This is a genomic window from Thalassospira sp. ABL2_045 (assembly GCF_056161285.1).
The window spans coordinates 150,105-175,391 of the sequence record NZ_JBSWYV010000001.1 but is presented as its reverse complement, the minus strand read 5'-3'; the positions used below and the strand labels follow the sequence as shown (position 1 = coordinate 175,391).

The window sequence follows — 25,287 nt, the reverse complement described above, 5'->3', positions numbered from 1 at the left end:
CGGCATCGGTGCTTGATGTGTTCCGCTTGGCTTCCGCGATGGTAAGGATTAGGCTCGGAAACCAATTGTTTAAAGCGGTTCAGGAAGTCAGCCCAAACTAGGCCCGGGCGCAACAGATTGCCAGTTTGAAAATCGGAAATTTATGGTGTCCAAAGATCATAACCAAAACGAAACAAATTTGCAAAGCGCAGATTCGAAGGCCAGCAATGGCCCGGATGCGGATATTGGCAAAGGATCTGATGCCGCGATCAAGACATCTCCTATTTCTGATTTTTGGCGGGCGCTGGCGTTGCTGAGCCGGGTGCCAGTTACCGGCATTCATGACTTTCGCCCCGAATTGATCGCAAGATCGGTATGGTCCTGGCCGCTGGTCGGCTTGTTGCTGGCCGGGTTTGCGATGCTGCCGGCAATGCTGGTCTATCAATTGACCGACAACCTCCTGATTTTCGCAATCATCGCCTTGGCAGGTATGGTGCTTTTGACGGGCTCTATGCATGAAGATGGCATGGCCGACTGTGCGGACGGGTTTGGCGGCGGGTTTGAACGCGCGCGCAAACTCGAAATCATGCGCGACAGCCATATTGGGACTTATGGCGTCGTTGCCGTGATCCTGTGTTTTGGGCTGCGCATCGTTCTGTTATCTGCTGCCGGTGACAGTGGACAGGCAGCGATCCTGTTTCTGGTCATGGCCATAACATCACGCGCAGCCATGCCGGCTGTGATGCATGTTTTGCCGCCGGCGCGCGACAATGGTTTGGGCAAAGGTGCGGGATCACCAAAACCGGTGATGGCGTGCCTTGCGGTGCTTATCGCAGCCATCCTGTCATTCGTTTTGGCGGGCTTGATTGCGACCATCGCGGTTCTGGCGGGCGCGGTTCTGGCTGTTGGTCTTGTCGCGGTGGTGGCGAAATGGCAGATCGGCGGTCAAACAGGGGATGTGTTGGGCGCCACCCAATTGGTAAGCGAGCTTTTTGTCGCGATTGCCTTTATCGCTGTCATTTGATGGTGGGCTGAATACGAAGGATAACGAAGTCAATGAGAACAACACGCTGGTGGCTGGTGCGTCATGCCCCGGTCAAAAACCCCGAACGACTGGTTTATGGCCAAAGCGATATGCCCGCTGATCTGACGGATCAAAAGGCGCTCTCATCCCTTGCCGGGCAGTTGCCAAGGGATGCGGTTTGGGTAACCAGCCACCTGTCGCGGACCCATGATACGGCCCGAAGCCTGCAGAGTTTCATGGATATCGACGTCGCCCCACAGGGCGAAAGTGGTTTTGCCGAACAGCATTTCGGTGATTGGGAACTGCAAAACTGGAATGATTTGCCCAAGGGCGAAACAACACGCTTCTGGACGGACTTTGCCCGTCAGCACCCCCCGAAGGGTGAAAGTTTCGCCGATGTTGTCGGGCGCGTTGGGCCCGTATTCGGACGATTGAACGATGCGTTCGCCGGGCGTGATATTGTCGCTGTTCTTCATGGCGGTACGGTGCGTGCGGTTTTGGCCAACGCACTTGGCCTGTCGCTTGAAGCGGCACTGGCGTTTCATGTCGATACGCTGGGTTTGACCACACTCGAATATATCGACGAGGTCGAAGAACCCGGTTGGCGCGTGACAGCCGTTAATCAGCGATTTTAACCAAGCCGTGTTACGCAGAAGCCAGTTCGACGTCTGATGCCATGTCATCAAGGGCATGTTCGGCCAGATAGCGGTCCACCATGTCCGGGCTCAGGTCATGTTTTTCGCAAATATCGAAAACATCCCGCAGATAGGCCTGATAGTATGGTACCGGCCGACTGCGTGATTTTGCGCGGAGCTTGGCGACATTCGGAAAGTCGCCGGCAAAGGACGCGCTTTCGATCACCTGAATGATGGTGTCGTCAATGATGGCGGCCGGCATGCCGCAATAGGTTTTGCCACAGGCCGACAGCATCTTGCTTGCGGTCGGAACAGAAATGCCTGGCTGTGAAAGCAGTTCGTTCAGTTCTTCCTGCCCGAAATCGGCAATCGACATCAGGGTCACAAGGGTCGGCATGTCGCGTACAAGCAGCGATAGCGCATTCACCCGAATGCCCCGTTCATGGGACCAGATGATGGTCGCGATCACGCCCTTTGAGGCATCCTTTGCAAAGATTTCCCGGACATCGCGCCGTGCCAGCGTGACTTCGCCCTCGTTGGCGTATTCCTCAAGAAAGTCCTGAAAGGACGGGTTCGGGCTGTTCAAACGACCAAGCAAACCCAGCCACATGTCCTTGCGAGAGGAAGTGGTCCAGGTTGGCGCATTCAACTGTCGGATTTTCGATAGGTGAGAGCGTATAGCCATGTGTTCTTGCAAACTTCCAGTTTACCCCAAGAGTTTCGGCGCAGATTTTTCTGCTGCCAGCCGGGTTTTGTGCTTTTCAATCCCGGGTTTTCGCCAGATTGCGGATTTTTCCGTCTTTAGGGTGAGGACCTATTAATTTGGTTTGAATGGTTAAACAGATTTGCGCGGATACGCGGAGTAAAACTGCAGGAAGATATTTATCTTTCAAGGTTTTACGACAAATTAGCCCGTGCAAATCCGATTAATCCGAAGGACAGACGTTATATTTGCAAACTCCAGCGTCAAATCCCTCGTGCGGGATACCAACCCGCCCGGCAGGCTTTTCCTTGGATTTCGCAAATATAACGTCTGCCATTCAAATCAAATTAATAGGTCCTGACCCTAGTTCCAGCGCAACGGTTTTGATGTTGGCTGAAATGGTATGACCTCTCAAGCAGACAATTCTTACAAATACTGACCTTCCGATTAGGGTGTGTGCGCAACGAAGGGTTAAGTCCCCAGAATGACCTTTGGCATTTTTGGCAAACCTGATAGGTTCGGCGCACCGTTCGGTGATGGGAAATCGGTGCAAGGCCGATGCTGCCCCCGCAACTGTATCGGGTTGGGAGATCCGGGTCGGCGCGATGGCGCCAGACCAGCCACCGGGCAACCGGGAAGGCGGATCGCTTTCATGCCCGCAGCCAGGAAACCTGCCGAAGGTGTCACTATTCTTTTGATGGTGGCGACGCAATCGGGCCTCGGTGGGAGGCCATGGCGAGGAATAAACGGGATGACCCAGACTTTACCCCCCTCTGCACCCCTTGGCGGGACGCATCTGATCCTTGGCGGGGCGCGCTCCGGCAAAAGCCGGTTTGCCGAAAACATCATCAATCAGGCGGGCGGGGGAACCTATATCGCAACCGGGCGAGCCTGGGATGATGAAATGGCCAACCGCATCGATCTTCACAAACAATCGCGCGGCGATCTTTGGCAGACTGTCGAAGAACCGCTTGCGCTTTGTGCAGCTTTGCAGACCTGTAACGTCGCGGGCGGTAAGCCGGTTCTGGTCGATTGCCTGACCCTGTGGCTGACCAATCTGATGCTTGAAGATCGCGACATTGATGCCGAGATCTCAGCACTGTGTGAACTGGTGCCAACACTTATCGTTCCGGTCCTTTTTGTTTCAAACGAGGTCGGCTTTGGCATCGTGCCGGAAAATGCAATGGCGCGCAGTTTTCGTGATCATGCCGGGCGCCTGCATCAACGCATCGCGGAGCTGGCAGACAAGGTCACCCTTGTGGTGGCCGGCATTCCGATGCAGGTCAAATAGCAACATATAGCAACTCAAAGAATTGATTTTTAAGGATTTCAGAAATGGCACAATTGGGCAAAATCCCGGCAACCGTGATTACCGGTTTTCTGGGGGCTGGCAAAACAACCATGATCCGCAACATGCTGGAAAATGCCGATGGCAAACGCATTGCGCTGATCATTAACGAATTTGGCGATCTCGGTGTTGATCGAGGCATCATCAACGGTTGTGGCATCGAAGGCTGCGAAGAGGATGATGTGGTCGAACTGGCCAATGGCTGCATCTGCTGCACGGTGGCCGATGACTTCCTGCCAACCATCCAGAACCTGATTGATCGTGATACGCCACCAGACCATATCGTTATCGAAACATCTGGCCTCGCCCTGCCAAAACCGCTGGTAAAGGCGTTTAACTGGCCCGAAGTCCGCTCGCGCGTCACAGTCGATGGTGTGGTGGCTGTGCTTGATGGCGCCGCCCTGCGCGATGGCTTGTTTGCCCATGATCATCATGCGGTGCAGGCCCAGCGCGAAGCCGATGACAATCTTGATCATGAAAGCCCGCTTGAAGAACTGTTTGAAGAGCAGCTTCACTGTGCGGACATGGTGGTTCTGAACAAAACCGACCTTCTGAGCGATGCCGAACGCAGCAAGGTCGAAGCCGATATCCGGGCGGAGCTTCAAAAGCCGTCGGTCAAGATCATCGCCACCGACCATTCACGGGTTGAAAACGCGATCCTGCTGGGCCTTGGTGCCGCAGCTGAAGACGATCTTGATAGCCGGCCCAGCCATCATGACGATGGTCACGAACATGACCATGACGATTTCGACAGCTTTGTTGTCGCCCTTGATGCGATCAGCGATCCGGCCAGCCTTGAAAAGCGTCTGATTGATGTTGTGCGCCAGTTCGATGTCCTGCGGATCAAGGGGTTCCTTGATGTGCCGGGCAAACCGATGCGTCATGTGGTTCAGGGTGTTGGTGAACGTTTCCAGCGCTATTTCGACCGCCCGTGGGCGGATGGGGAAACGCGCCGGTCGGAACTGGTGGTGATTGGTCTGCATGGCCTGGATCGCGATGCGATCGTGGCTGCCATCAAGGCTGCCTGATCCTGTTTGATCTGATGAAACCTGCCTGAGACCGGCTGTAAAATGCATCCGGTCTCGGCACCTTTTTCGACCTGACGACGCAAGGATACGGATCCCCAAATGCACCTATTGGCAGCCCAGCCCGGAATGGTCACCGACGGCAGTGAGGCCGTCGACCTTGGACAGCAACCCGGCGATGTGGTGATCCTGTCTGCGGCCGAGTCTGAGCTGGCCTGTCTTGCCGGGGCACAGGGCCGTCTGGTCGAGGCGTTCGGGGATGCAACACCATCCTTGCGTTTGGCAAGCTTGCTGCAGCTTGGCCACAACATGTCGGTCGATCTTTATATCGAGGATGTGCTTTCTGATGCCAAATTCATCATCGTGCGCATCCTGGGCGGGCGTGGCTATTGGGATTATGGCATCGAACAACTGGTTGCCCTTGTGCGCGCCAAAGACATTCCCTTGGTCCTGTTGCCCGGTGATGATCAACCTGATGCGGAGCTGTTGTTGCTTTCGACCATCAAGGGGCGTGAATACCAGAATATCTGGCGCTACCTGATCGAAGGCGGACCACAAAATTCCGAGAATTTACTGCGCCTTATATATGAAAACCTGAATTCAAACGTGAATTGGAACTGGTCACCCGCCGCCCCGCTGGTTAAGGCCGGTGGCTATTGGCCGGGAAAGGCACAGGCAAGTCTTGATGACATCACGGCGAACTGGGTGAAGAATCAACCGGTTACACCAATTGTCTTTTATCGTTCGCTGGTGCAGGCCGCCAATCTGGATGTCATTGACGCGCTGGTTGAGGAACTTTGCGCCAACGGCCTGAATCCATTGCCGATTTTTGTCGCCAGCCTCAAGGATCCGGTGGCCGCCGCATTGGTCGAGGATTGGCTGGCCGAAACCAGTGCGGATTTGATCCTTAATACCACCGGCTTTGCCATATCTGTTCCGGGATCAGAACGAAAAGGCGGGCCGTTTGATGCGGTCGATGCACCGGTCTTTCAGGTGGTGTTGTCCGGCGGTGGCGAGGAAGCCTGGCGCGATGGCGTCAATGGCTTGGCCGCGCGCGACATCGCGATGAATGTCGCCCTGCCCGAGGTCGATGGTCGTATCCTGTCACGTGCCGTGTCATTCAAGGGGTCGGCGGGCAAGGATGACCTGACCCAGATTGATCTGGTGAAATACATCCCGGTGCGCGATCGCGTGGCCTTTACCGCCGAACTTGCTGCTAACTGGGTGCGTTTGCGCAGAACCGACAGCAGTGCGCGCAAGGTTGCGATGGTCATGGCGAACTATCCCAACAAGGATGCCCGGCTTGGCAATGGTGTGGGGCTTGATACCCCGGCTGGCATGATCGAAACGCTGCGTGCCATGCAGGGCGAGGGATACGCGCTTGATGATCTGCCTGCGGATGGTGATGCCCTGATTGCGGCGATCAAGGCCGGGCCGACCAACGATTTCAAATCGCTTGCGACCCGTGAAATCCGCGTGACCTTGTCCCGGACGGACTATCAAAAGGCGTTTGATGCCCTGCCGCAATCCATCCGCGATCAGGTGTTTGAGGCCTGGGGCGACCCGACAAGGGATCCATTCTATCTGGCAGGTCAGGACGCCTTTGCCCTTTCGATCTTGCCGCTCGGCAATGTGGTGGTTGGGTTGCAGCCCGCGCGCGGGTATAACATCGATCCGCTTGAAAGCTATCACTCGCCCGACCTGGTGCCGCCGCACAACTATTTCGCCTTTTATATCTGGCTGCGCCATGTGTTTGGCGTCGATGCCATTATTCATTTTGGCAAGCACGGCAATATGGAATGGCTGCCGGGCAAGTCACTGGCGCTGTCCGAAGACTGCTTTCCGGAGGCCGTCTTTGGTCCGACGCCGCATTTCTATCCGTTTATCGTCAATGATCCGGGCGAAGGCACACAGGCCAAGCGCCGTGCGCAGGCTGTCATCCTTGATCATCTGACCCCGCCTTTGACGCGCGCAGAAAGTTACGGCCCGCTCAAGGATCTGGAAGCGCTGGTCGATGAATATTATGATGCCGCTGCGGTTGATCCCCGCCGCCTTGCGATCCTGAAACGCGACATCCTTGAACTTGCGATCCGCATCGGACTTGATCGTGATTGCGGCATCGAAGCGGGCGAAGACGAAGAAAGCGCGCTAGCGAAGCTTGATAACTATCTGTGCGAGCTCAAGGAACTGCAGATCCGTGATGGCCTGCATATTTATGGCAAGGCCCCGGAGGATGACCTTCTGACCGATCTTCTCGTCGCCCTCGCCCGTTTGCCGCGAGGGTTGGAAACCGGTCCCAAGGCGTCCCTGCATCGCGCGATTGCCAAGGATATTCTGTCTGATCCGGCCTTTGATCCACTTGATTGTGCCTTTGCCGAATTCTGGCCGGGTGCCAAGCCTGATGTGCTGGCCGCCTACGATGCGGGGGATATCGGGCCGTGGCGCACCACCGGCGATACCGTGGAGCGGATTGAGCTTTTGGCACGCGATCTGGTGAACGGCACGGTGAAGGCCAATCCGGCTTGGTCGGCGGTATGTGACGTTATTTCTGATATCGAAACAAATATCCGCCCCGCAGTAACCGGCTGTGGCCCGGCCGAGATCGAAGGCCTTCTGCGTGGTCTTGCTGGCAAGTTTGTTGAACCTGGCCCATCCGGTGCGCCGACCCGTGGCCGTCCGGATGTGTTGCCGACCGGGCGCAATTTCTATTCGGTCGATACCCGCACCGTGCCAACCCCGGCGGCCTGGCAGTTGGGCTGGAAATCGGCCGAGTTGTTGCTGGAACGCCATGTGCAGGATCACGGTGAATGGCCCAATGCATTGGGCCTGTCGGTCTGGGGGACCAGCAATATGCGCACGGGTGGTGATGATATCGCACAGGCACTTGCCCTGATGGGGGTTCGTCCAACATGGGATAGCGCATCGCGCCGGGTGACCGGGTTTGAAATCATGCCGGCATCGGTGCTGGGGCGTCCGCGTGTTGATGTGACCTTGCGCATTTCCGGTTTCTTCCGCGATGCCTTTCCGGGCCTGATTGATCTGTTTGACAGTGCGGTGCGTGCGGTGGCTGACCAAACCGATGAACCGGCTGATACCAATCCGATTGCCGTACGTGTAAAGGCCGAGGCCGAAAAACTTCGCAACCAAGGTATCACGGATGATCAGGCCGCCCGACAGGCTGGCTTCCGCGTATTCGGCTCCAAGCCCGGTGCTTATGGTGCCGGTCTGCAGGCGATGATTGACGAAAAGCTTTGGGAAGACGAAGACGATCTTGCCGATGCCTATCTTGCCTGGGGCAGCTATGCCTATGGCAACGGGGCCGAGGGCACAGCGGCCCGCGATCTGTTTGAAACCCGTCTCGCCAAGGTTGATGCGATTGTCCATAATCAGGATAACCGCGAACATGATCTGCTGGATTCCGATGATTATTATCAGTTCGAAGGTGGAATGACATCGGCGGTGCGCAGCCTTTCGGGCAAACAGCCCACAGTTTATCACAGCGACCATTCCCGTCCCGAAAGCCCGAAAATCCGCACCCTTGAAGAAGAAATCGCCCGTGTTGTGCGGGCACGTGTGGTGAACCCCAAATGGATCAAGGGCGTGATGCGCCATGGCTATAAGGGCGCGTTCGAGATGGCGGCAACGGTTGATTATCTTTTTGCCTTTGCCGCGACGGCGCGCTGCGTCGCCGATCATCACTTTGATCTGGTCTATGACGCCTATCTTGGCGATGCCGAGGTGCGCGATTTCATTGCCGATCACAATCCCGATGCGCTTCAGGATATCAAGGATCGCCTGAATGAGGCGATTGAACGTGGGCTGTGGCAACCGCGCCGCAACAGTGTTTCTGCCGATCTCGGGGGATAAAGGCGCAACTGTTCCTAGTTATTGGAATCACGGGAATTTTACCGTCGGAACAAACCGGGCAGTTGAAACGTTACGTTTTCGCACCATATCTCAATTAACCAACTGTTAATAAGTTGTGAGGGACGGGGCACCCCTATCGGATCGCCTGCATGGGAAGCAGGTTGATTGAACAGATCGGAGGCCGCGATGGAGATCAAGACCAACGTTCGTTTGCCTGATTATCTGCAAACTCCAATGCCTGCCCACAGCAGGCACGCAGATATCATCAACTTCCTGCTTTCTGATTTCGATATGCCCGACTGGCTGCGTGCAGACTTGCACGGCAATGGGCGCTATCGCCCGGCACGCGGGGCCATTCGTGCGGTCCTTGACGTCCGCGAACGCTTTAACGGTGTGCATCGCCCGGTAACATTCGATGAATTTCATGCTGGCATGACGGAACTTGCCCACCATCTTCCCGGTCCGGATCAGAGCAAATTTGAGATCAATGCCAAGGTGAAGATTTACTGGCGCTACCTGCAAGGGGTTGAACGCCAGGTCTGGCGTACGGCGATTGCCGTTGCCCATCTGCGCCTTGATCATTTCCCGGTGGTACGGGATTTCAAAACCCTGATCGAACAGGTGGCAATCAGTCGTGACTGGCTCGAAAAGCGCCTTGAGGTGGTCGAAAAAAGCTTCCAGAGCCCGCCTGCCGCCCGCAATGACGCAGTTCGCAAGGCGCTGCACCGTTTGCGCCGCATGTCGCCCGGTGACCGATTGCAACTGTTTAACAAGGCCCGGATGCGCCGCCCGGAACTGCGCAATATCGACATGCGCGAGCCCGACAAATGGGCCGACCTGGTAACCGGCGACCTTGGATTGACCACCGGTGAAGGTGTCAGCTTGTAACGCAGGTTGTTCTCACCGACTTCAAAGGCGCGACCTTCCGGGTCGCGCTTTTTGTTTGCGGGATTGTCTTGGCGGATGTGGGCGGGCAAACTTGGCCTCCAACATTTCAGGTCAGGCAGATACACCGCGTGAAGAATTTGATTTCAAAAACCTTTTGGCTACCGGCAGCGATATGTATCGTTCTGCTGGCGCATGGTGCAGTCGCGGAGGCAGAGGATGCAAAGCAACGGGTTTCTATCCCAAGCGGCCCGTTTCACTGGCAACTGCAAGGACCGGTTAATGTGGATGACAATATCCGCGTGGTCGGCGTCGATCTTTTCGATACACTGGCCGAACAGGTCGCGGCCTGGCGGGCCTCTGGGCTTTATCCGATTTGCTATATCAATGTCGGGGCGGTTGAAGACTGGAGGGATGACGCCGGGGACTACCCACGCGATGTGATTGGCGCTCCCTATTGGGGATGGGACGGTGAAAACTGGCTTGATATCAGCCGGTTTGAACGCTTTGCCGATGTGATTACAGCTCGTCTTGATCTGTGCCGTGACAAGGGGTTTCTGGCGGTTGAGCCTGATAACATCGATGCCTTTGAAGCGGATCAAAGCAGCAAGCCAACCGGTTTTGACATCACGCGCGAAGACCAGCTGCGCTATGTGAACTGGTTGATCAAGCAAGCCCACAGGCGCGGCCTTGCCATCGGGCAGAAAAATGCCGCCGACCTTGTGCCGGATCTTGTCGATCAGATGGATTTTGCCTTGTTGGAATCTGCCCATCGGCTGGGTTTCATGGGTGAATTTGATCCCTATGTCGCGCAGGGAAAGCCGGTTTTTGCTGTCGAATACGTCGATGAAGGGGCCGAAGCGGCGGCCTTTTGCCCGGCGTCGGATGCCCACGGATTCCAAGGGGTGATTGCGCGCACAGACCTTGATCACGCACCGCAAAACTGCCCTTGATCCCGGGGGGCCTTTCGCCGCATTCTGGGGCGGCATTTCAAAGGGAAGAAACAATGACTGACAAAAGCCAGGCTGACGTTGATGTCAACGCGCGCCATGATGAAAAAATGAAGAAAATCAAGGCTGCGCGCGACAAGATGATGGCCCAGAAGATCGATAAAAAGGGCCTGATCATTGTCCATACCGGCAAGGGCAAGGGCAAGTCATCCTCGGCCTTTGGCATGGCGATGCGCTGTGTCGGCCATGACATGAAAGTCGGGGTTGTTCAGTTCATCAAGGGCGGCTGGGAAACCGGCGAGGCCAAGCTTCTGAAAAAATTCCCCGATCTTTGTGAATTCCACGCCATGGGGGCGGGCTTTACCTGGGAAACCCAGAACCGTGCACAGGATGTCGCGCTGGCACGTGAAGCCTGGGACAAGGCCTTGGAAATGCTGCGTGATCCGAGCTACGCGATGGTCATCCTTGATGAGATCAATATCGTCCTGCGCTATGATTTCCTGCCGCTTGAGGATGTGCTTGAAGCACTCGCCAACAAACTGCCTGATCAGCACATCGTGCTTACCGGGCGCAATGCCCCGGATACCCTGATCGAGGCGGCTGATCTGGTGACGGAAATGACCATGGTCAAACACCCGTTCCGCGAACAGGGTATCAAGGCTCAGATCGGCGTCGAATTTTGATCGGACGCCGATCATTTGTATGAAAGTTTTGAACCCGGAATGAGTGCGCAATCTGTTCCCGCCCTGATGTTGCAAGGTACCGGTTCCGATGTCGGGAAATCCTTGCTGGTGGCCGGATTGTGCCGGGCTTACGCGCGTCGGGGCCTGCGGGTGCGCCCGTTCAAACCGCAAAACATGTCCAACAATGCTGCCGTCACCGACGATGGCGGCGAAATTGGCCGCGCGCAGGCACTTCAGGCCCGCGCGGCAGGCGTTGCGACAACGGTTCATATGAACCCGGTCCTGCTGAAGCCGCAAAGTGATATCGGCGCGCAGGTCGTCGTGCAGGGAAAGGTCATGACCAGTGCCAAGGCCCGTGATTACTACCGGCTCAAACGCGACCTTCTGCCCAAGGTGGTCGAAAGCTTCGAGGTCATGGCAAGTGATGCCGACCTTGTCCTGATCGAAGGCGCCGGATCACCGGCCGAGGTCAATCTGCGCGCATCCGACATCGCCAATATGGGCTTTGCCGAGGCCGTTCAGGTTCCCGTCCTTCTGGTTGGCGACATTGATCGCGGTGGGGTAATTGCCTCGATCGTTGGCACCCATGCGCTGTTGTCTGACGATGACCGCCGCTGGCTTAAGGGCTATGTGATCAACAAGTTTCGCGGCGATGTGTCGCTGTTTGAGCCGGCGACCGGCATCATTCATGACACCTGCGGTCTTAAAAGTTACGGTATCGCAACATACTGGCCAAATGCACACAAGCTGCCGGCCGAAGATGGCGTTGCGCTTGAAAAGGCCGGGAAATATCACCGCGAAGCCGGGGATGAGGCAGGCGAAGTTCTGCGCATTGCCGTGCCGCATCTGCCCCGCATTGCCAATTTTGATGATCTTGATCCGCTGGCGGCCGAGGATGATGTGGAGCTGCTGGTGATCAAGCCAGGTCAGGTGATCCCGGGCGATTGCGACCTTGTGCTGCTGCCGGGCTCAAAATCCACCATGGCTGACCTTCGGTTCCTGAAAGAACAAGGCTGGGACATCGATATTCTCGCCCATCACCGGCGCGGTGGACATGTGATCGGCATTTGTGGCGGCTATCAGATGCTGGGTCGCATGGTCCATGACCCGGATGGGGTCGAAGGCGCCCCGGGTAGCGAAGCCGGGCTTGGCCTGCTTGATCTTGAAACCGTCATGGCCGGCGACAAGACGCTGCGCAAAACAACCGGCATAACCATTGGCGATCATGCCGGGCTTACCACCGGAACACCTGTTGAGGGCTATGAAATCCATATGGGTCAAACAGATGGGCCGGATCGGGCACGCAGTTGGCTTGATCTCAACGGCGTTTCTGATGGTGCCATCAGTGCTGGTGGCCGGGTTTTGGGATGTTATCTGCATGGCCTTTTTGGCAGCGATGATTTCCGCCATGCCTTTCTGGGGCGGTTGCGCTCGGGGGATGCCCATCAGACGATGCATTTCGAGGCCGGCATTGATGCCGCCCTCGATGAACTGGCCGATCATCTGGAAGCCTGCCTTGATCTGGATGGCATGCTGGAACTGGCCAAAAGCCGCACGTCATAGCGGGTTTTCGGTTTTTCCAAGCTGTCGGCGTGAAATTCGCATTCAACAATCGTTCTAAGCCTTTACTTCAACCGCGTTGCATGGTTTGAGATATTTTGCAGTTCCGGGTTGGAAACGAACCCATGTATTTGCGGTTATTGGAATGTTTTCGCCCGCATGCCGGGTCTTTGCGAAACGTTCATTCTTGATCGGGTATCTTCACGTTTATGCGTCAGTTATATCATTTTTGGCTTTCACCTTTTTCGCGCAAAGTGCGCCTGGTTCTGGCCGAGAAGAAGCTTGATTTTGAACTCACAGCTGAACCGGTCTGGGAGCGGCGTGACGATTTCCTGCTGCTTAATCCGGCAGGCGAAGTCCCTGTTCTTGTCGAAGAGGACGGGGCGGTTTTCTGTGACTCCGTTGTGATTTGCGAATATCTCGACGAAGTCTATGAGGACGAGCCGAAACTGTTCGGATCCGACGCCAAGGAACGTGCCGAAATCCGCCGTCTTGTCGCGTGGTTTGATGGCAAATTCAACCGCGAGGTCACCGAGCATTTGTTGGGCGAGAAGCTTTTGAAACGCTTCTTTTCGACCGGCACCCCCGATACCAAGGTCTTGCGCGCCGGGCGCACCAATGCGGCCTATCACATGGATTATATCGGCTGGCTGTTTGAGCGCCGGAACTGGCTGGCGGGGGACCATCTGACCATGGCCGATCTGGCTGCCGCCGCACAGGTCTCCGTGATCGACTATATGGGCGATATCAACTGGTCCAAACATCCGCGTGCCAAGGACTGGTACATGCGGATCAAAAGCCGTCCTGCCATGCGCGATATCCTGGCAGACCGACAGGCCAGTTTCCCGCCGTCGAGCCATTATGCGGAACTGGATTTTGAATGACGAATTCATCCGTATCAGATGAATTCTACCCTGCCGGAGGCCTAAATACGGCCAGTTACGATCTTCGCGCTGATCTTGATCGCAAGATTTTTGAAGATCCCATTCCTTTCTATACCCGTCTGGCAGAAAGCCTTGCGCATGAAAACGGCGTGCTTGAACTGGGCTGTGGTACCGGGCGGATCAGTGCCGCAATTGCCAAACTCGGCATCGCGGTCGAGGGGCTTGATCTATCCCCCGCGATGCTTGGTCAGGCGCGCGCAAATTACCCAGATCTGACATGGCATCTCGGCAATATGTGCGACTTCGATCTGGGCCGGCAATTTGATCTGGTGATTATCCCGTTTCGCGGGCTTCAGGAAGTCACCGATGCAACCGATCAGCGACGCGCCCTTGAACGCGCCTTTGCCCATCTGAAACCGGGTGGGGCGATTGCATTGGACCTGATGGATCCGGATTTACGCTATTGCCTGCCCGAAGGGGATCCGGAGCATGTCGAACTTCCGATCTTTCCGATGCCAGAGGGTGTCGGCCAGCCGGGCAGTCGGTTGCGCATCACGGCGATGGAACGCACCAACGATCCCCTGACCCAGAAGTTCAGCGAACATTGGCGGTTTGAAGAAATCAACGATGAGGGTGATGTCATTAAGCGTGAGGAGTGCTGGCATCATCTGCGCTGGGTGCATCGCAGTGAAATGCGATTGATGCTGGAACTGTCCGGTTTCATTTCGATAACGGAATTTTCTGATTTTCAGGGCAATCCACCGAAATATGCCAGCAATCAGGTCTGGATGGCAAAACGGCCGGACTGATGTCCGGCCGCTCATCTTGGATATACTTCGGTGTCGATCAGTGTGCTGATCAGTTGCCGGCAAACTTCGCGGCACTGGTCATGGTTTCCGTGCGCTCGTCACTGGTCAGCGGCACCAGACCATTATCGGCAAGCAAACCTTCATCGCCAATGACCGCTTCCGAAACATAGGTCGAAATGAACGCGCCCAGGCTCTGGACCAGTTGCTGATGGTCATCCTTGACGTAAAGATACAGCGCGCGCGATGCCGGATAGCTGCCATCCAGGATGGTTTCGTAATCCGGCTCGATACCATTGATCGGAACCCCCTGCAGGCGTTCGCGGTTGCGCTCCAAGTTGTTAAAGCCCATCACGCCATATGATGTCGGGTCTTTTTCAAGCTTGCTGATGACAAGACGGTCATTCTCACCGGCCTCGATATAGGCACCATCTTCGCGCAGTGTGCGGCACAGCAGGCGGAAGCTGTCAGGGTCCGATGCCTCAAGGCTTGCGATATCGGAAAATGTCGAGCAGCCCTGATCAAGCAACAGCTGCCCCATCAGATCGCGCGTTCCCGATGTTGGCGGCGGGCCATAAACCCGGATTTTAAGATCCGGCAGGCTCGAGTCGATATCCGACCATTTTTCATGCGGGTTGGGAACGCTTGCACCCTTGACCGGAACCGTGCGTGCCAGGGCCAGATAAAGCTGGCGGGCAGTCAGCGACATGGCTGGTGCATCGCGCGAGCCCAGCATGACAATGCCGTCATAGCCGATCTTGATTTCACTGATATCGCGGACCGAGTTCGCCGCACAAATCGCCGTTTCCGATCCCGTGATCGGGCGCGAGGCATCCACAATATCGGGGAACTGTTCGCCAATGCCGCCACAAAACAGCTTGAAACCGCCGCCCGATCCGGTGCTTTCAACCACAGGGGCCGGTTCGCCGGTGGTTTTGGCGAAATGCTCGGCGACCTTGGTGGTCAGCGGAAAAATGGTCGAGGATCCGACAATCCGGATCTGATCACGGGCCTCTGCAGCAGGTGCTGTCAGAAGTGCAATCGATGCGGCAAGGGTAGCCAAGGCAAGCGTGCGACGCATTTCGTCCCCCAAAACGTAGCCGGTGATGGTCCGGTAAATGGTTCTACCGGTCATATACAAGGAAATCGATCACCGCGAACCTGTTTTCTGAACCGGCGGTTCCCCGTCAGTCCGATCCGGTGCGAACATCCATCTTCTCTATATTCGCTTTTGCCGCGTCGGCAACAGGGGTTCCGTTTGAAAGTTCTATGACAGTTAGCCAGTCGCGCCGTGCCAGATCATCATCGCCGGCAATCCGGTGCAGTTTGCCGCGCTCAAAAAGTGCCTGCACATTCTGGGGTTCCTGCCCCAGAACATTGTTGATATCGGTCATTGCCAATTCGTAACTTTCAAGCAGGCGCCATGCCGATGCCCGGTAAATCAAGGCTTCGGTATAGCCTGGCTGAAGATCAAGGGCGGCATTAAGGTCATCAATCGCCTCCCAGTATTCCCCGGCAAGGCCAAGCGCCATGGCACGATCTACCCAAAGCTGCGGGTTATTGGGCACCAGCTCAAGCGCGCGGCTTTGATCACGCCAGGCAAATTCAAGGTTATTGGCCATCATCCAGGCTTGGCCAGCCTGGGCCAGCATCCCGGCAACCACGCCCGGTCCGGCGGTGCTGTCTTTGGCCAGCGCATCAAGGCGGGTGGCGGCCTCTTCATATTTGCCAAGCGATATCAGGGCCACGGCAACGCAATGGCGAGCCGGTTCCCCGCCGCCAAGGTCGCGCCAGGCAATCGCACTTTCGAAACCGTCTTCGGGTTTGAGCTGGGCCAGCTTGATGCAGTCGCGATATTGCTGGCTTTCTTCCTGTGTCATGCCGCCGTTGCTTTCGGTCTGGGCACGGGCATCAGGCATGTAAGCGCTGATGCCAACCACCCCCGCCAGACACAGCAAACCTGTGGCGCGTGCAAGGAACGAGGTGCCGGAAAGTCGTGACATGAATAAAGCTCCGTCTTTGGCAAAAATTGCTGGTCGCCAGCATAGAAGATCAGTCGGTCGATCGACCATGCCTGAATGCGCATATCTGAAAACTGACAGTTTGAAAGTCTCACAGTCCCAGAGTCCCACACCATGTCTCACACCATGAAAACGGCAAGATCATGATTGTTGTTCCTGACACGTGTGTGTGTTTTCGGGAACAAATCATGCTGCCAAAAGGTTTTGTTTGTAAGTCGCTGGGCCGTTACTGTGCCCAAACGCTATGTTCGCCGTTACAAAAGGTGCCTTGATGACCAATAAGCTGTTCTGTTTCGGATTGGGCTTTTCCGCCCGTCTTGTTGCCCGCACGTTGCAGGCGGACGGCTGGGAAATTGCCGGAACCACGCGGAGCACCGACAAGGCCGCGCAGCTAAAGGCTGAAGGCATCGAGCCCTTCATCTTTGCCGACGACCACCCGATCAAAGACATCGCATCGGCCCTTAAGGGCGTGACGCATGTTCTGGCCTCGGCCCCGCCCGGCGGGCAGGGGGATCCGGTGATCCATCATCACGGTGGCGATCTGGCAAGCCTGCCTGCAGGCACATGGGTTGGTTATCTGTCGACCACCGGGGTATATGGCGATTGGGATGGTGCCGAAGTCACCGAGGAAGATGAACTTGTCCCCAGTGGCAAGCGCGGACGCAGGCGGGTCGCAGCAGAGAAAGCATGGTTTGACCTTGGCCGTCGTCACGATTTGTGTGTGCAAAGCTTCCGCTTGGCGGGCATCTATGGCCCGGGGCGCAATGCGCTTGAAACCTTGCGCGCGGGCCGGGCGCGCCGGATCGTCAAACCCGGTCAGGTCTTTTCGCGCATCCATGTCGAAGACATCGCCCAGACGGTTCTGGCCGCGTTAAAGCACCCCAATTGCGGGGTGGCTTATAATGTTTGTGACGATGAGGCGGCCCCGCCGCAGGATGTCATTGCCCATGCCTGCGGCCTTTTGGGTGTGGATCCGCCGCCCGAACAGGATTTCGCCACCGCCAAGCTCAGCCCGATGGCGGCAAGCTTTTATGAAGACAACAAGCGGGTTTCAAATGCACGGATCAAGCAGGAACTGGGCGTAAAGCTGCGTTATCCGGATTATCGGGCCGGTTTGATGGCACTTTATGATGAAATATTGGCCAAATCGCAGGTCAAAGACGAAATTGTTTCATAAAACCGCATTGTTGACGCGGGTTTTGCGTCGTATATAACCGCAAGTGCCTGCGGACACTCATATCGTCTTCTGTTAGGGCACAATATGATTGTCCACAGGATCAAATTCGGTTCGGATGGCGTGGTCTTCCGAACCCCAAAGCCACCGCGTATCGGCACCTGATGTGGATATCGTCCGCATCTTCCCGACCGGCAAGGAGAGAGCAAGCATGGATCGTCGTATTGTAACCGTCTTTGGCGGCACCGGATTTGTCGGACGTCATATCGTCAAGCGTCTGCTGGAACGTGATTTTATCGTTCGTGTCCCGACCAGAAGTTTTGAGCGCGTCAAAAAGCTCAAACCGATGGGCTATCTGGGCCAGGTTGTTCCGGTCCATTGCGATGTCCGCGACGAAGACAGCATCAAGGACGCGATCGAAGGGTCCGAAGCAGTCATTAACTTGCTGGGTATTCTTTATGAGCGCGCCAGCAAGAATTTCCTCAACATCCACGTCAAGGCGGCCAAACGTATTGCCGAGGAAGCCAAGGCAGCGGGCGTAAGAACGCTTCTGCACATGTCGGCCCTGGGTGTGGATAAAAACACCTCTGCCAACTATGCGACTTCGAAACTGGCCGGTGAAAAGGCCGTGCGCGAGGTCTTCCCGGATGCGATAATTTTCCGCCCGTCGGTCATTTTTGGTCCGAATGACAACTTCCTGAACAAATTCGCCACAATGGCGCGTTTCTCGCCGGTTCTGCCGGTTGTCGGTGCGCCGGGCCTGCCAAAAGTTGATCTTGGCGAAGGCAAGGTCGATCTGCATGGCGAAGGTGGTCCGAAATTCCAGCCGGTCTATGTTGGCGATGTTGCCGATGCCTTTGTTACTGCGCTTACCGAAGGCAAGTCTGCTGGCAAGACCTATGAGCTGGGCGGGCCGGAAACCCTGTCCTTCATGGCACTGCTTCAGGACATGCTGCGCTTCACCCGTCAACGCGCCATTCTGATGCCGGTTCCGTTCTGGCTGGCCTCGATCAAGGCATTCTTCCTGCAATTCCTGCCGGTCCCGCCGCTGACCCCCGATCAGGTCCGGTTGCTGAAAACCGATAACGTGGTGTCCGAAAGCGCAGAAGGTTTTGCCGAACTTGGCATTACGCCCAACAGCCTCGAAGCGATTGCACCGTCCTATCTGAAACGTTTCTGCCCGCCGCGCAAATCCGGCGAGTTCCGCCGTTTCGTCTAAGGCCGGAAAGCCAAAGATACGAAAAACCCCGCCGACATATCGGCGGGGTTTTTTATTGAGATACCCTTGGCGAACTCTATTCGCTGCGCACACGGGTGACGAAGTTGTTGGCTTCTGTCTGCAGGCTGTGTGCCTTGGCCAGAAGGTCTTCGGCAACCGATCGGGCAGAGCCCGACATTTCGCGGAATTCTTCGGCCGCACGCGAAACGTTGGCCATGTTTTCCGATACATGGCGCACACCATTGGCGGCTTCTTCCGATCCGCTGGCAATTTCACCCGTCGCAGCACCCTGTTGGCTCATGGCTGCCGCGATCGAGCTTGAAATGCTGTCAATTTCGCCGATTGTTCGGGCAATTGTCGAAATCATTTCGACGGCCTGGTTGCTGACTTCGCGCATTTCGCTGATTTGTTGGCTGATATCCTCGGTGGCGCGCTGGGTTTGCGACGCCAGATTTTTGACCTCGTTGGCGACAACGGCAAAGCCCTTGCCAGCATCCCCGGCCCGCGCACTTTCGATGGTAGCATTCAGCGCCAGTAGGTTGGTCTGATCGGCAATGGTGGTGATCAGTTCGATCACCTCGCCAATGCGATCGGCCGTTTCTGACATCTGGCGAACGGTTTCATCGGATTTCTGGGCCTCGGTGACGGCGGTTTGTGAAATCTCTTCGGCCTTGGCAACTTGTCGTTCGATCTCGCGGATGGAGGCTGATAGTTCCTCGGTCGCAGATGACACCGAACTGACATTGCTTGATGCGTTCTGGGATGCCTCGTTGACCTCGGCCGCGCGGGTGACGTTATCGCCCGCATTGCGTTCCATATTATCCGCCGTGTCGCGCATTTCATTGACGGCCGTCAGAAGCTCCGTCACCAGCGAATTGACCGAGCTTTCAAATCCGTCGGCCATTTCATTTAGGGCCGTACGACGTTGTTCTTCGGCGCGTTCCTCGGCTTCCTTGTTTTGCGCGCGCAGGCGTTCGGCCTCACGAGCGTTTTCACGGAATGTCTCAACCGAACGGGCCATATCAGCAATCTCGTCCGATCCGCTGTCTTTGACCTCGGCGTCAAGGTCACCCTTGGTCAGACGCGTCATCGCGCCATTAAGACCAATCAGGCGACGCAAAAGGTTGCGGCTGACATAAAGCCACAGGATCAGGGTCGAAATGACGATGGCGGCAATCGCCACGATGATCATGATGATTTCGGCTGTTGCAATGGTCGTTGCCACGCCGCTATTGGCGACGTCGATCTTTGTGCGCATGTCGCCCAGAAGGCGCTCGGCCGTTTGGGCGATCTGTTCGGTGATCGCCCCATTTTCATTCAGAATGGTGTTGAGTTCGGCCACCGTGGCAAATTCCGCCTGACGTAGCGAAAACAGGTTTTTGGGCTTGGCCGGATCAAGGGCTGCTTGCAATTCGGCCAGGGTCGCCTGGGCTGCTTCCTTGGCCTCTGGGTTGGGCATCAGATCGATGCCTTTTTGCAGTTGGGTCAGGATCGGGTTGATGGCGAACTTGACCTTATCAAGGGCATCATTGTCGCGCGCGGCGACGACCTGTTCTGCAAGGCCCGGGATCTGAAACGCGATGGCGCGCAGATCGCTCATATTCTGGGCATCAAGCGCATCAACATCGAGAAGCTTATCAAGCGTATCAAACGCCTCGTTTGTCTGCTCCGGGCGTCCGACCAAGGCATAAAGTGCTGACGCACTGTTGGTCAGCGCCATATTGGCATCGGTGTTGAGTGTACGTGCCGATGCTTCGATTGCATTGGCGCCGGTGACGATTTGCTCAAGCAAAGCCTGGGTTTCGACCGCATTGGCAAACAGGGACGTCTGCATGTCTTTAAGGTCGTGGATATTGCCAACCAGCATTTCCGTCTGACTGGAAAACTCGCCAAGAATGCCGGCATCAACGCCAAGCGCGCCAAGGACCGCGATATCTTCATTCAGTGCAGATGCAATCTGATCCAGTTCGGCGCTGACGGCTTCGATTTCTTCTGCGTTCTGGGCGACCGCAACGTTACGCGCGATGTTGCTGACCAGGTTGCTACGCGCATAAAGCCCCTGTCCAGTGACAAGGGCCGGAATGGCTTCGTTCGAGACGACGGATTGTTGTGTTTGCGTGATGCGAAAGGCAAAAACGGCCAGTGCTGCTGCAATAACGGCGAGCAACGCGATGGGCACAATTGCCATCATCAAGCGTCCTCGCAAACCAAGGTTGCCAGTCATTTATAAAGTTCCCCCAACGGCACATATTTTGTCCGGCGGCTTTTGCCTTTGCTTCGGACCTAAGGACGTTTTCCCAATGTCGGATAACAGATCGCGCAATTATGATTGCAGCGGAAACGTGTTATCCGCCCCACGGGGGAACTATTCAAAAGCCGCGAAGCGCTTGCAAGATTAATCGTCTCGCGTGGAAGAGTTTAGTGAAATGTTTGAGAATTCCGCCCCTCATCGCACTGAAATTCCACCCCGGGGAGTTTTGGGCTGGAACTATTCTATCTGGGGAAGGGCTTTGGATGCCGCAGATTCGACTGGAACCCTGTCGAATTAGGCCTGATCAAGAATCTGGCGGACATTTTCAATGATCTCACGGCGCGATGGCGCTTGAATGACCGGCTCGCCGCCCGGGCGTTCGATCATGATCACGGGAATGCCCAGATTGCGGGCTGCCTCGATCTTGGCAAAGGTTGCATCGCCGCCGCTGTTTTTGCTGACGATGACATCGATCTCGTGACGTTCAAGAAGCTCGGTCTCGCTTTCAACGCTGAACGGGCCACGGGCAAACAGCCATTCACCATGTTCGAGATCGAACGGGTCGCGCGGCGCATCGACCGTACGTACAAGCAACCAGGTTTTTTCAAGTCCCTCAAAGGCATGCAGGTTCTTTGCCCCGCTTGCGATCAGCGCGCGTGTGCCAACGTCGGGCAGGATTTCGGCGGCTTCTTCAATCGATTTCACCGAAATCCAGTTGTCCTGTTCGGTCTTTTCCCAGGCCGGGCGGTGGAACTGAATGCAGGGCATGGCAACCGCGTGGCAGGCCTGAGCGATATTGTGCGAAATCTCGGTGGCATAGGGATGGGTGGCATCGATCACCAGATCAATCTGTTCGCTTTTGACATAGGAAATGATGCCTTCCGGTCCGCCAAAACCGCCAATCCGCACCGGCACGCCATCGGGCAGGCTGGGCGCGCTGGTACGTCCGGCAAGCGAAAGCTGCAGGCGAATATCGCGCCCGAACTCATGCATCAGGTCTTCGGCAATGCGATTTGCGTCTCCGGTCCCGCCAAAAATAAGGATGTGTTTCGGACGGCTGGCAGGACGGGAGAGGGACATGGGCAGAAAACCTTTTTGTTGCTTTGTGGGGTCCGTGTGGACCTGTCTTACGGGCACGTGGGGCCATATTTTAACCGCCAGATGGCACGGGCGCCACTATGGTGCGGTTGGCCTGAACTGTTCAAAATCGCCCATGCCATGGCGGGCGATGATGGTGCCGCTGCGATCGGTGATGACGATTTCCACGGCACAGGCGCCATCAAGCGTTGCGCGTGCGGATTCGCAGGCCTGACGGGCAATGGTGTCTTCAATCTTAACGTTCGCCGCCTGACAAAGTTCCAGAACCTGCTTGGCGGTATTGGCCGTGCGACACTGATCTTGCAGGCCTTCATCCCCGCCACATGCTGCCACGGTTTGTGCGAGCCGGTCGAAATCGACCTGAGATCGGCTTGAATGCAGATCAAGATGGCCTTGGGCAAGTTTGACCAGTTTGGCAAAACCGCCCGCGATGCTGACGAACGGTACGGGGTTTTTGCGCAGATATTTCAACATGCCGCCAACGAAGTCGCCCATATCAAGAATGGCTTCTTCGGGCAGGCCATAAAAGCTGCGAATGGCGGCGTCGGACGTTTTGCCGGTCGCGCTGGCAACATGTTCGCGGGCGGTGGCGCGCGCGACATCAATGCCGCGATGGATCGAATGAATCCACGCCGAACAGCTAAACGGAATGACAATCCCCGTCGTGCCCAGAACCGACAAGCCACCAACAATGCCAAGGCGCCCGTTCCATGTTTGTTTGGCAATTTCCGCACCGCCGGGAATGGAAATCTCGATCTCGACATCCGCTGTTGCGCCAAACTGATCGCAAAGGGCCGTGATCTGCCCGACCATCATTTCACGTGGCTTGGGATTGATCGCGGCTTCGCCTGGTGGCAATGGCAGGCCCGGCTTGGTGATGGTTCCCACCCCGTCACCGGCATGAAATGTTATGCCGCTTCCGGGTTTCCCATGGCGGACGGTTGATATGATTTCCGCTCCGTGGGTGACATCGGGGTCATCACCGGCATCCTTGATCACACTCGCCCGTGCCCAGCCATCGCCCTTTTCTGCCTTGATCAGCGTAAATGACGGGGTTTCCCCACGCGGCAGCGTGATGGTGACCGGATCAGGAAAATCACCGGACAGCAATGCCTGCCACGCCGCACGGGTTGCGGCGGTGGCACAGGCCCCCGTCGTCCATCCCTTGCGCAGTGGTCCGTCCGGTTTTCGCGTCATCAGATGATTTTTTCCTGTTAATCCTGCCGGTGTTTTCGCTATTGAGGGCGGGCGAGATCCCTATCGGAAACTCAATTAAACATGAATATTTATGTTATTTGAAAAGTTATACGAAAAAATCTCGGAAATATGTTGTGCGTATCGTTTGATTGCTGTTTAACATATCTTCTTGATGTGGTCCTGCACAGAGGGCTGCATTTCATTTAAGTAGAAGTAATGCGTGATGACGAAGCTTGGTGTTGATTTTCCGGTTTTTGAGCCGGGTTGGGTATGGCTTGTTGGTGCGGGGCCCGGTGATCCCGGTCTTTTGACGCTGCATGCCGTCAATGCCATGCAACAGGCCGATGTCGTTGTCTATGACGCGCTGGTCGATGACCGTATCCTCAACCTGCTGCGCCCGGATGCCGAACGCATTTATGCCGGCAAGCGCGGCGGTCGTCCGTCATCCAAGCAAACCGACATTTCCCTGCAGCTTGTCGAACTGGCCAAAAAGGGCCTGCGTGTTCTGCGCCTGAAGGGCGGCGATCCGTTTGTGTTTGGCCGTGGCGGCGAAGAGGGCATGACGCTTGTCGATCACAATGTGCCCTTCCGGGTTGTGCCGGGCATTACCGCCGGGATCGCAGGCGCAGCCTATGCCGGTATTCCGACCACCCATCGCGATTGCAATTCATCGGTCACCTTTGTCACCGGCCACGGGTCCAGTGGCCAAGTCCCTGACAACATCAACTGGGCAGCCCTCGCCAAGGGTGCACCGGTGCTGGTCATGTATATGGCGATGAAACATCTGCGTCGGATTTCCTCGGAACTGATGGCCAATGGCCGGGCGGCGGATGAACCGCTTGCGGTGATCAGTCAGGCAACCACACCGGGCCAGGGCATTCTGATCACCACGCTTGAAAAGGCGGCCGATGATGTCGAACGCGAAGGCGTTGAACCGCCTGCGGTCTGCATTCTGGGCAAGGTTGTTGGCTTGCGCGATCGTCTGAACTGGCTTTCGCCACAAGATGATGTGACCGCCGTGCGTCATGTGCCGTTCGAACAGGTGCTTGATCTGATCACGACACCGGCTGATCCTTAAAATAACGGTTCAATCTAATCGCAAAGACTCCAATTATGATGGCAACGAATTGATTTATATCGTTGCCGCCCGGCAAGGCATTTGTACAATCGCGCACAGCTTTAAGCCGGATGGATCATGGACGAACAGCAGGTACTGATAAGGATAATTGAAAGCGGCTGGGCGCAATGTGCTGAAATTGTCAGTACCGATGGCGGCGTGCTTTTGACGGCCCTGGTGGCCGGGCTTGTCGGTAGCGTTACCCACTGTGCGGGGATGTGCGGCCCGTTCGTTGTCAGTCAGGTCACCAGCCGGATGGAACAGGTGCCGCTTGAAAAAATGAGCGAGCTCCGCCGCCTTACCGGGGCGGCCCTTTTGCCATATCAGTTCGGACGGTTATCGACCTATTGCCTGCTGGGTGTTTTGGCCGGCTATTTCACAGACAGTATTTCCGCCCTTACGCGGATCTGGTGGATCGGGCCTGTATTGTTGATTGCAGCCGGTCTGTTTTTTCTTGTTTTCGGTGTTCTGGGCCTGATGCCCCATCTGGGTGGTTTGTTTCCATCCACGGGGGAATCCCGTTGGTGGAACAAATTGGTGGGCAATCATGCGCGGCCTTTGTTTGCGGCCCCCTTTGGTTTGCGCGGCTATTTGCTTGGCGTGATGCTGGGTTTTATTCCCTGTGGGCTGGTTTATGGGGCGCTTGTTTTGGCGGCGGCCACGGGGGCTGCGCTTAATGGTGGCGCTGTGATGCTGGTTTTCGGTCTTGGCACGGTGCCGATGATGGTTGTCATCGGCTTTGTCGGGCAATATGCCGCACAACGTTTGCGCGCCGTGATGGCGCCCGTTGGGCGCGGGCTTATGATCGTCAATGGTCTGATCCTGTTTGCATTGGCAGCATCGGCAATGGGTTGGGTGTGA

At 56.2% G+C, this 25,287-nt stretch carries 21 protein-coding genes and 1 riboswitch; of the genes, 15 read left to right on the top strand and 6 right to left on the bottom strand.

Going from position 1 to position 25,287, the window contains the following annotated elements; translation table 11 throughout:
• The first annotated feature begins 178 nt into the window (after positions 1-178).
• Positions 179-1,003: an adenosylcobinamide-GDP ribazoletransferase gene (cobS, locus tag ACXAIA_RS00800; RefSeq protein WP_475347667.1), complete on the top strand. Its 825-nt coding sequence runs from the start codon at positions 179-181 to the stop codon at positions 1,001-1,003.
• Positions 1,004-1,035: 32 nt separating this feature from the next.
• The gene (locus ACXAIA_RS00795; RefSeq protein WP_475347666.1) at positions 1,036-1,638 is read left to right on the top strand and encodes a histidine phosphatase family protein; all 603 of its coding nucleotides are present in this window, start codon (positions 1,036-1,038) and stop codon (positions 1,636-1,638) included.
• Between the two features lie 10 nt (positions 1,639-1,648).
• On the opposite strand, the gene ACXAIA_RS00790 is transcribed toward ACXAIA_RS00795, so the two are convergent.
• Entirely contained in the window at positions 1,649-2,323 is a 675-nt protein-coding gene (locus ACXAIA_RS00790) for a hypothetical protein (protein ID WP_475347665.1), read from the bottom strand.
• 520 nt (positions 2,324-2,843) lie between these two features.
• Positions 2,844-3,034: riboswitch (cobalamin riboswitch) on the top strand.
• 58 nt (positions 3,035-3,092) lie between these two features.
• On the opposite strand from ACXAIA_RS00790, the gene cobU reads away from it, so the two are divergent.
• The 9 genes from cobU to ACXAIA_RS00745 all read left to right on the top strand — a co-directional run bounded on the left by cobU (position 3,093) and on the right by ACXAIA_RS00745 (position 14,352).
• Positions 3,093-3,632 (top strand): bifunctional adenosylcobinamide kinase/adenosylcobinamide-phosphate guanylyltransferase, encoded by a 540-nt coding sequence (gene cobU, locus ACXAIA_RS00785; RefSeq protein WP_475347664.1) that lies wholly within the window; start codon positions 3,093-3,095, stop codon positions 3,630-3,632.
• A gap of 44 nt (positions 3,633-3,676) precedes the next feature.
• Positions 3,677-4,717 carry a cobalamin biosynthesis protein CobW gene (cobW, locus tag ACXAIA_RS00780; RefSeq protein ID WP_475347663.1) on the top strand — a complete coding sequence of 347 codons (1,041 nt, stop codon included), beginning with the start codon at positions 3,677-3,679 and terminating at the stop codon, positions 4,715-4,717.
• A 99-nt stretch (positions 4,718-4,816) separates the two neighbouring features.
• Positions 4,817-8,581, top strand: a complete 3,765-nt coding sequence (gene cobN, locus ACXAIA_RS00775; RefSeq protein ID WP_475347662.1) for a cobaltochelatase subunit CobN — start codon at positions 4,817-4,819, stop codon at positions 8,579-8,581.
• A gap of 186 nt (positions 8,582-8,767) precedes the next feature.
• A complete protein-coding gene (locus ACXAIA_RS00770) occupies positions 8,768-9,469 on the top strand; it encodes a hypothetical protein (RefSeq protein ID WP_475347661.1) in 702 nt (233 codons plus the stop codon).
• A 137-nt stretch (positions 9,470-9,606) separates the two neighbouring features.
• Entirely contained in the window at positions 9,607-10,419 is an 813-nt protein-coding gene (locus ACXAIA_RS00765; protein WP_475348228.1) for an endo alpha-1,4 polygalactosaminidase, read from the top strand.
• A 53-nt stretch (positions 10,420-10,472) separates the two neighbouring features.
• Positions 10,473-11,099 carry a cob(I)yrinic acid a,c-diamide adenosyltransferase gene (gene cobO, locus ACXAIA_RS00760; RefSeq protein ID WP_475347660.1) on the top strand — a complete coding sequence of 209 codons (627 nt, stop codon included), beginning with the start codon at positions 10,473-10,475 and terminating at the stop codon, positions 11,097-11,099.
• 39 nt (positions 11,100-11,138) lie between these two features.
• Positions 11,139-12,662 carry a cobyric acid synthase gene (locus ACXAIA_RS00755; RefSeq protein ID WP_475347659.1) on the top strand — a complete coding sequence of 508 codons (1,524 nt, stop codon included), beginning with the start codon at positions 11,139-11,141 and terminating at the stop codon, positions 12,660-12,662.
• A gap of 206 nt (positions 12,663-12,868) precedes the next feature.
• On the top strand, positions 12,869-13,543 hold the full coding sequence (locus ACXAIA_RS00750; RefSeq protein ID WP_475347658.1) for a glutathione S-transferase family protein: 675 nt from the start codon (positions 12,869-12,871) through the stop codon (positions 13,541-13,543).
• Positions 13,540-14,352 (top strand): class I SAM-dependent methyltransferase, encoded by an 813-nt coding sequence (locus ACXAIA_RS00745; protein ID WP_475347657.1) that lies wholly within the window; start codon positions 13,540-13,542, stop codon positions 14,350-14,352. The genes ACXAIA_RS00750 and ACXAIA_RS00745 overlap by 4 nt, the downstream gene beginning before the upstream one ends.
• 49 nt (positions 14,353-14,401) lie before the next feature.
• On the opposite strand, the gene ACXAIA_RS00740 is transcribed toward ACXAIA_RS00745, so the two are convergent.
• Both ACXAIA_RS00740 and ACXAIA_RS00735 read right to left on the bottom strand, forming a co-directional pair.
• Positions 14,402-15,484, bottom strand: a complete 1,083-nt coding sequence (locus ACXAIA_RS00740) for a substrate-binding domain-containing protein (RefSeq protein WP_475347656.1) — start codon at positions 15,482-15,484, stop codon at positions 14,402-14,404.
• A gap of 52 nt (positions 15,485-15,536) precedes the next feature.
• Positions 15,537-16,352: a tetratricopeptide repeat protein gene (locus tag ACXAIA_RS00735; protein ID WP_475347655.1), complete on the bottom strand. Its 816-nt coding sequence runs from the start codon at positions 16,350-16,352 to the stop codon at positions 15,537-15,539.
• A gap of 289 nt (positions 16,353-16,641) precedes the next feature.
• Between ACXAIA_RS00735 and ACXAIA_RS00730 the strand changes: the two genes are divergently transcribed.
• Together ACXAIA_RS00730 and ACXAIA_RS00725 are read left to right on the top strand one after the other, a co-directional pair.
• The gene (locus tag ACXAIA_RS00730; RefSeq protein ID WP_475347654.1) at positions 16,642-17,547 is read left to right on the top strand and encodes an SDR family oxidoreductase; all 906 of its coding nucleotides are present in this window, start codon (positions 16,642-16,644) and stop codon (positions 17,545-17,547) included.
• 208 nt (positions 17,548-17,755) lie between these two features.
• On the top strand, positions 17,756-18,763 hold the full coding sequence (locus ACXAIA_RS00725; RefSeq protein WP_475348227.1) for a complex I NDUFA9 subunit family protein: 1,008 nt from the start codon (positions 17,756-17,758) through the stop codon (positions 18,761-18,763).
• Between the two features lie 76 nt (positions 18,764-18,839).
• On the opposite strand, the gene ACXAIA_RS00720 is transcribed toward ACXAIA_RS00725, so the two are convergent.
• From ACXAIA_RS00720 to ACXAIA_RS00710, 3 genes are all read right to left on the bottom strand, one after another.
• Positions 18,840-20,987: a methyl-accepting chemotaxis protein gene (locus ACXAIA_RS00720; protein WP_475347653.1), complete on the bottom strand. Its 2,148-nt coding sequence runs from the start codon at positions 20,985-20,987 to the stop codon at positions 18,840-18,842.
• A gap of 321 nt (positions 20,988-21,308) precedes the next feature.
• Positions 21,309-22,094, bottom strand: a complete 786-nt coding sequence (locus ACXAIA_RS00715; RefSeq protein ID WP_475347652.1) for a cobalt-precorrin-6A reductase — start codon at positions 22,092-22,094, stop codon at positions 21,309-21,311.
• Positions 22,095-22,190: 96 nt separating this feature from the next.
• The gene (locus ACXAIA_RS00710) at positions 22,191-23,309 is read right to left on the bottom strand and encodes a cobalt-precorrin-5B (C(1))-methyltransferase (protein ID WP_475347651.1); all 1,119 of its coding nucleotides are present in this window, start codon (positions 23,307-23,309) and stop codon (positions 22,191-22,193) included.
• Positions 23,310-23,532: 223 nt separating this feature from the next.
• Here ACXAIA_RS00710 and cobA point away from each other — a divergent pair, with 223 nt between their 5' ends.
• Both cobA and ACXAIA_RS00700 read left to right on the top strand, forming a co-directional pair.
• A complete protein-coding gene (gene cobA, locus ACXAIA_RS00705) occupies positions 23,533-24,387 on the top strand; it encodes a uroporphyrinogen-III C-methyltransferase (RefSeq protein WP_475347650.1) in 855 nt (284 codons plus the stop codon).
• A 117-nt stretch (positions 24,388-24,504) separates the two neighbouring features.
• Positions 24,505-25,287: a sulfite exporter TauE/SafE family protein gene (locus ACXAIA_RS00700; protein ID WP_475347649.1), complete on the top strand. Its 783-nt coding sequence runs from the start codon at positions 24,505-24,507 to the stop codon at positions 25,285-25,287.

What these genes read in the sequence shown, in the direction of transcription:
- ACXAIA_RS00720 (WP_475347653.1), bottom strand. Translation starts at nt 20,987, where the DNA reads ATGACTGGCAACCTTGGTTTGCGAGGACGCTTGATGATGGCAATTGTG.
- ACXAIA_RS00710 (WP_475347651.1), bottom strand. Translation starts at nt 23,309, where the DNA reads ATGACGCGAAAACCGGACGGACCACTGCGCAAGGGATGGACGACGGGG.
- ACXAIA_RS00715 (WP_475347652.1), bottom strand. Translation starts at nt 22,094, where the DNA reads ATGTCCCTCTCCCGTCCTGCCAGCCGTCCGAAACACATCCTTATTTTT.
- cobO (WP_475347660.1), top strand. Translation starts at nt 10,473, where the DNA reads ATGACTGACAAAAGCCAGGCTGACGTTGATGTCAACGCGCGCCATGAT.
- ACXAIA_RS00770 (WP_475347661.1), top strand. Translation starts at nt 8,768, where the DNA reads ATGGAGATCAAGACCAACGTTCGTTTGCCTGATTATCTGCAAACTCCA.
- ACXAIA_RS00740 (WP_475347656.1), bottom strand. Translation starts at nt 15,484, where the DNA reads ATGACCGGTAGAACCATTTACCGGACCATCACCGGCTACGTTTTGGGG.
- ACXAIA_RS00755 (WP_475347659.1), top strand. Translation starts at nt 11,139, where the DNA reads ATGAGTGCGCAATCTGTTCCCGCCCTGATGTTGCAAGGTACCGGTTCC.
- ACXAIA_RS00700 (WP_475347649.1), top strand. Translation starts at nt 24,505, where the DNA reads ATGGACGAACAGCAGGTACTGATAAGGATAATTGAAAGCGGCTGGGCG.
- cobW (WP_475347663.1), top strand. Translation starts at nt 3,677, where the DNA reads ATGGCACAATTGGGCAAAATCCCGGCAACCGTGATTACCGGTTTTCTG.
- cobN (WP_475347662.1), top strand. Translation starts at nt 4,817, where the DNA reads ATGCACCTATTGGCAGCCCAGCCCGGAATGGTCACCGACGGCAGTGAG.
- cobU (WP_475347664.1), top strand. Translation starts at nt 3,093, where the DNA reads ATGACCCAGACTTTACCCCCCTCTGCACCCCTTGGCGGGACGCATCTG.
- ACXAIA_RS00730 (WP_475347654.1), top strand. Translation starts at nt 16,642, where the DNA reads ATGACCAATAAGCTGTTCTGTTTCGGATTGGGCTTTTCCGCCCGTCTT.
- ACXAIA_RS00750 (WP_475347658.1), top strand. Translation starts at nt 12,869, where the DNA reads ATGCGTCAGTTATATCATTTTTGGCTTTCACCTTTTTCGCGCAAAGTG.
- cobA (WP_475347650.1), top strand. Translation starts at nt 23,533, where the DNA reads ATGACGAAGCTTGGTGTTGATTTTCCGGTTTTTGAGCCGGGTTGGGTA.
- ACXAIA_RS00735 (WP_475347655.1), bottom strand. Translation starts at nt 16,352, where the DNA reads ATGTCACGACTTTCCGGCACCTCGTTCCTTGCACGCGCCACAGGTTTG.
- ACXAIA_RS00745 (WP_475347657.1), top strand. Translation starts at nt 13,540, where the DNA reads ATGACGAATTCATCCGTATCAGATGAATTCTACCCTGCCGGAGGCCTA.
- ACXAIA_RS00790 (WP_475347665.1), bottom strand. Translation starts at nt 2,323, where the DNA reads ATGGCTATACGCTCTCACCTATCGAAAATCCGACAGTTGAATGCGCCA.
- ACXAIA_RS00795 (WP_475347666.1), top strand. Translation starts at nt 1,036, where the DNA reads ATGAGAACAACACGCTGGTGGCTGGTGCGTCATGCCCCGGTCAAAAAC.
- ACXAIA_RS00725 (WP_475348227.1), top strand. Translation starts at nt 17,756, where the DNA reads ATGGATCGTCGTATTGTAACCGTCTTTGGCGGCACCGGATTTGTCGGA.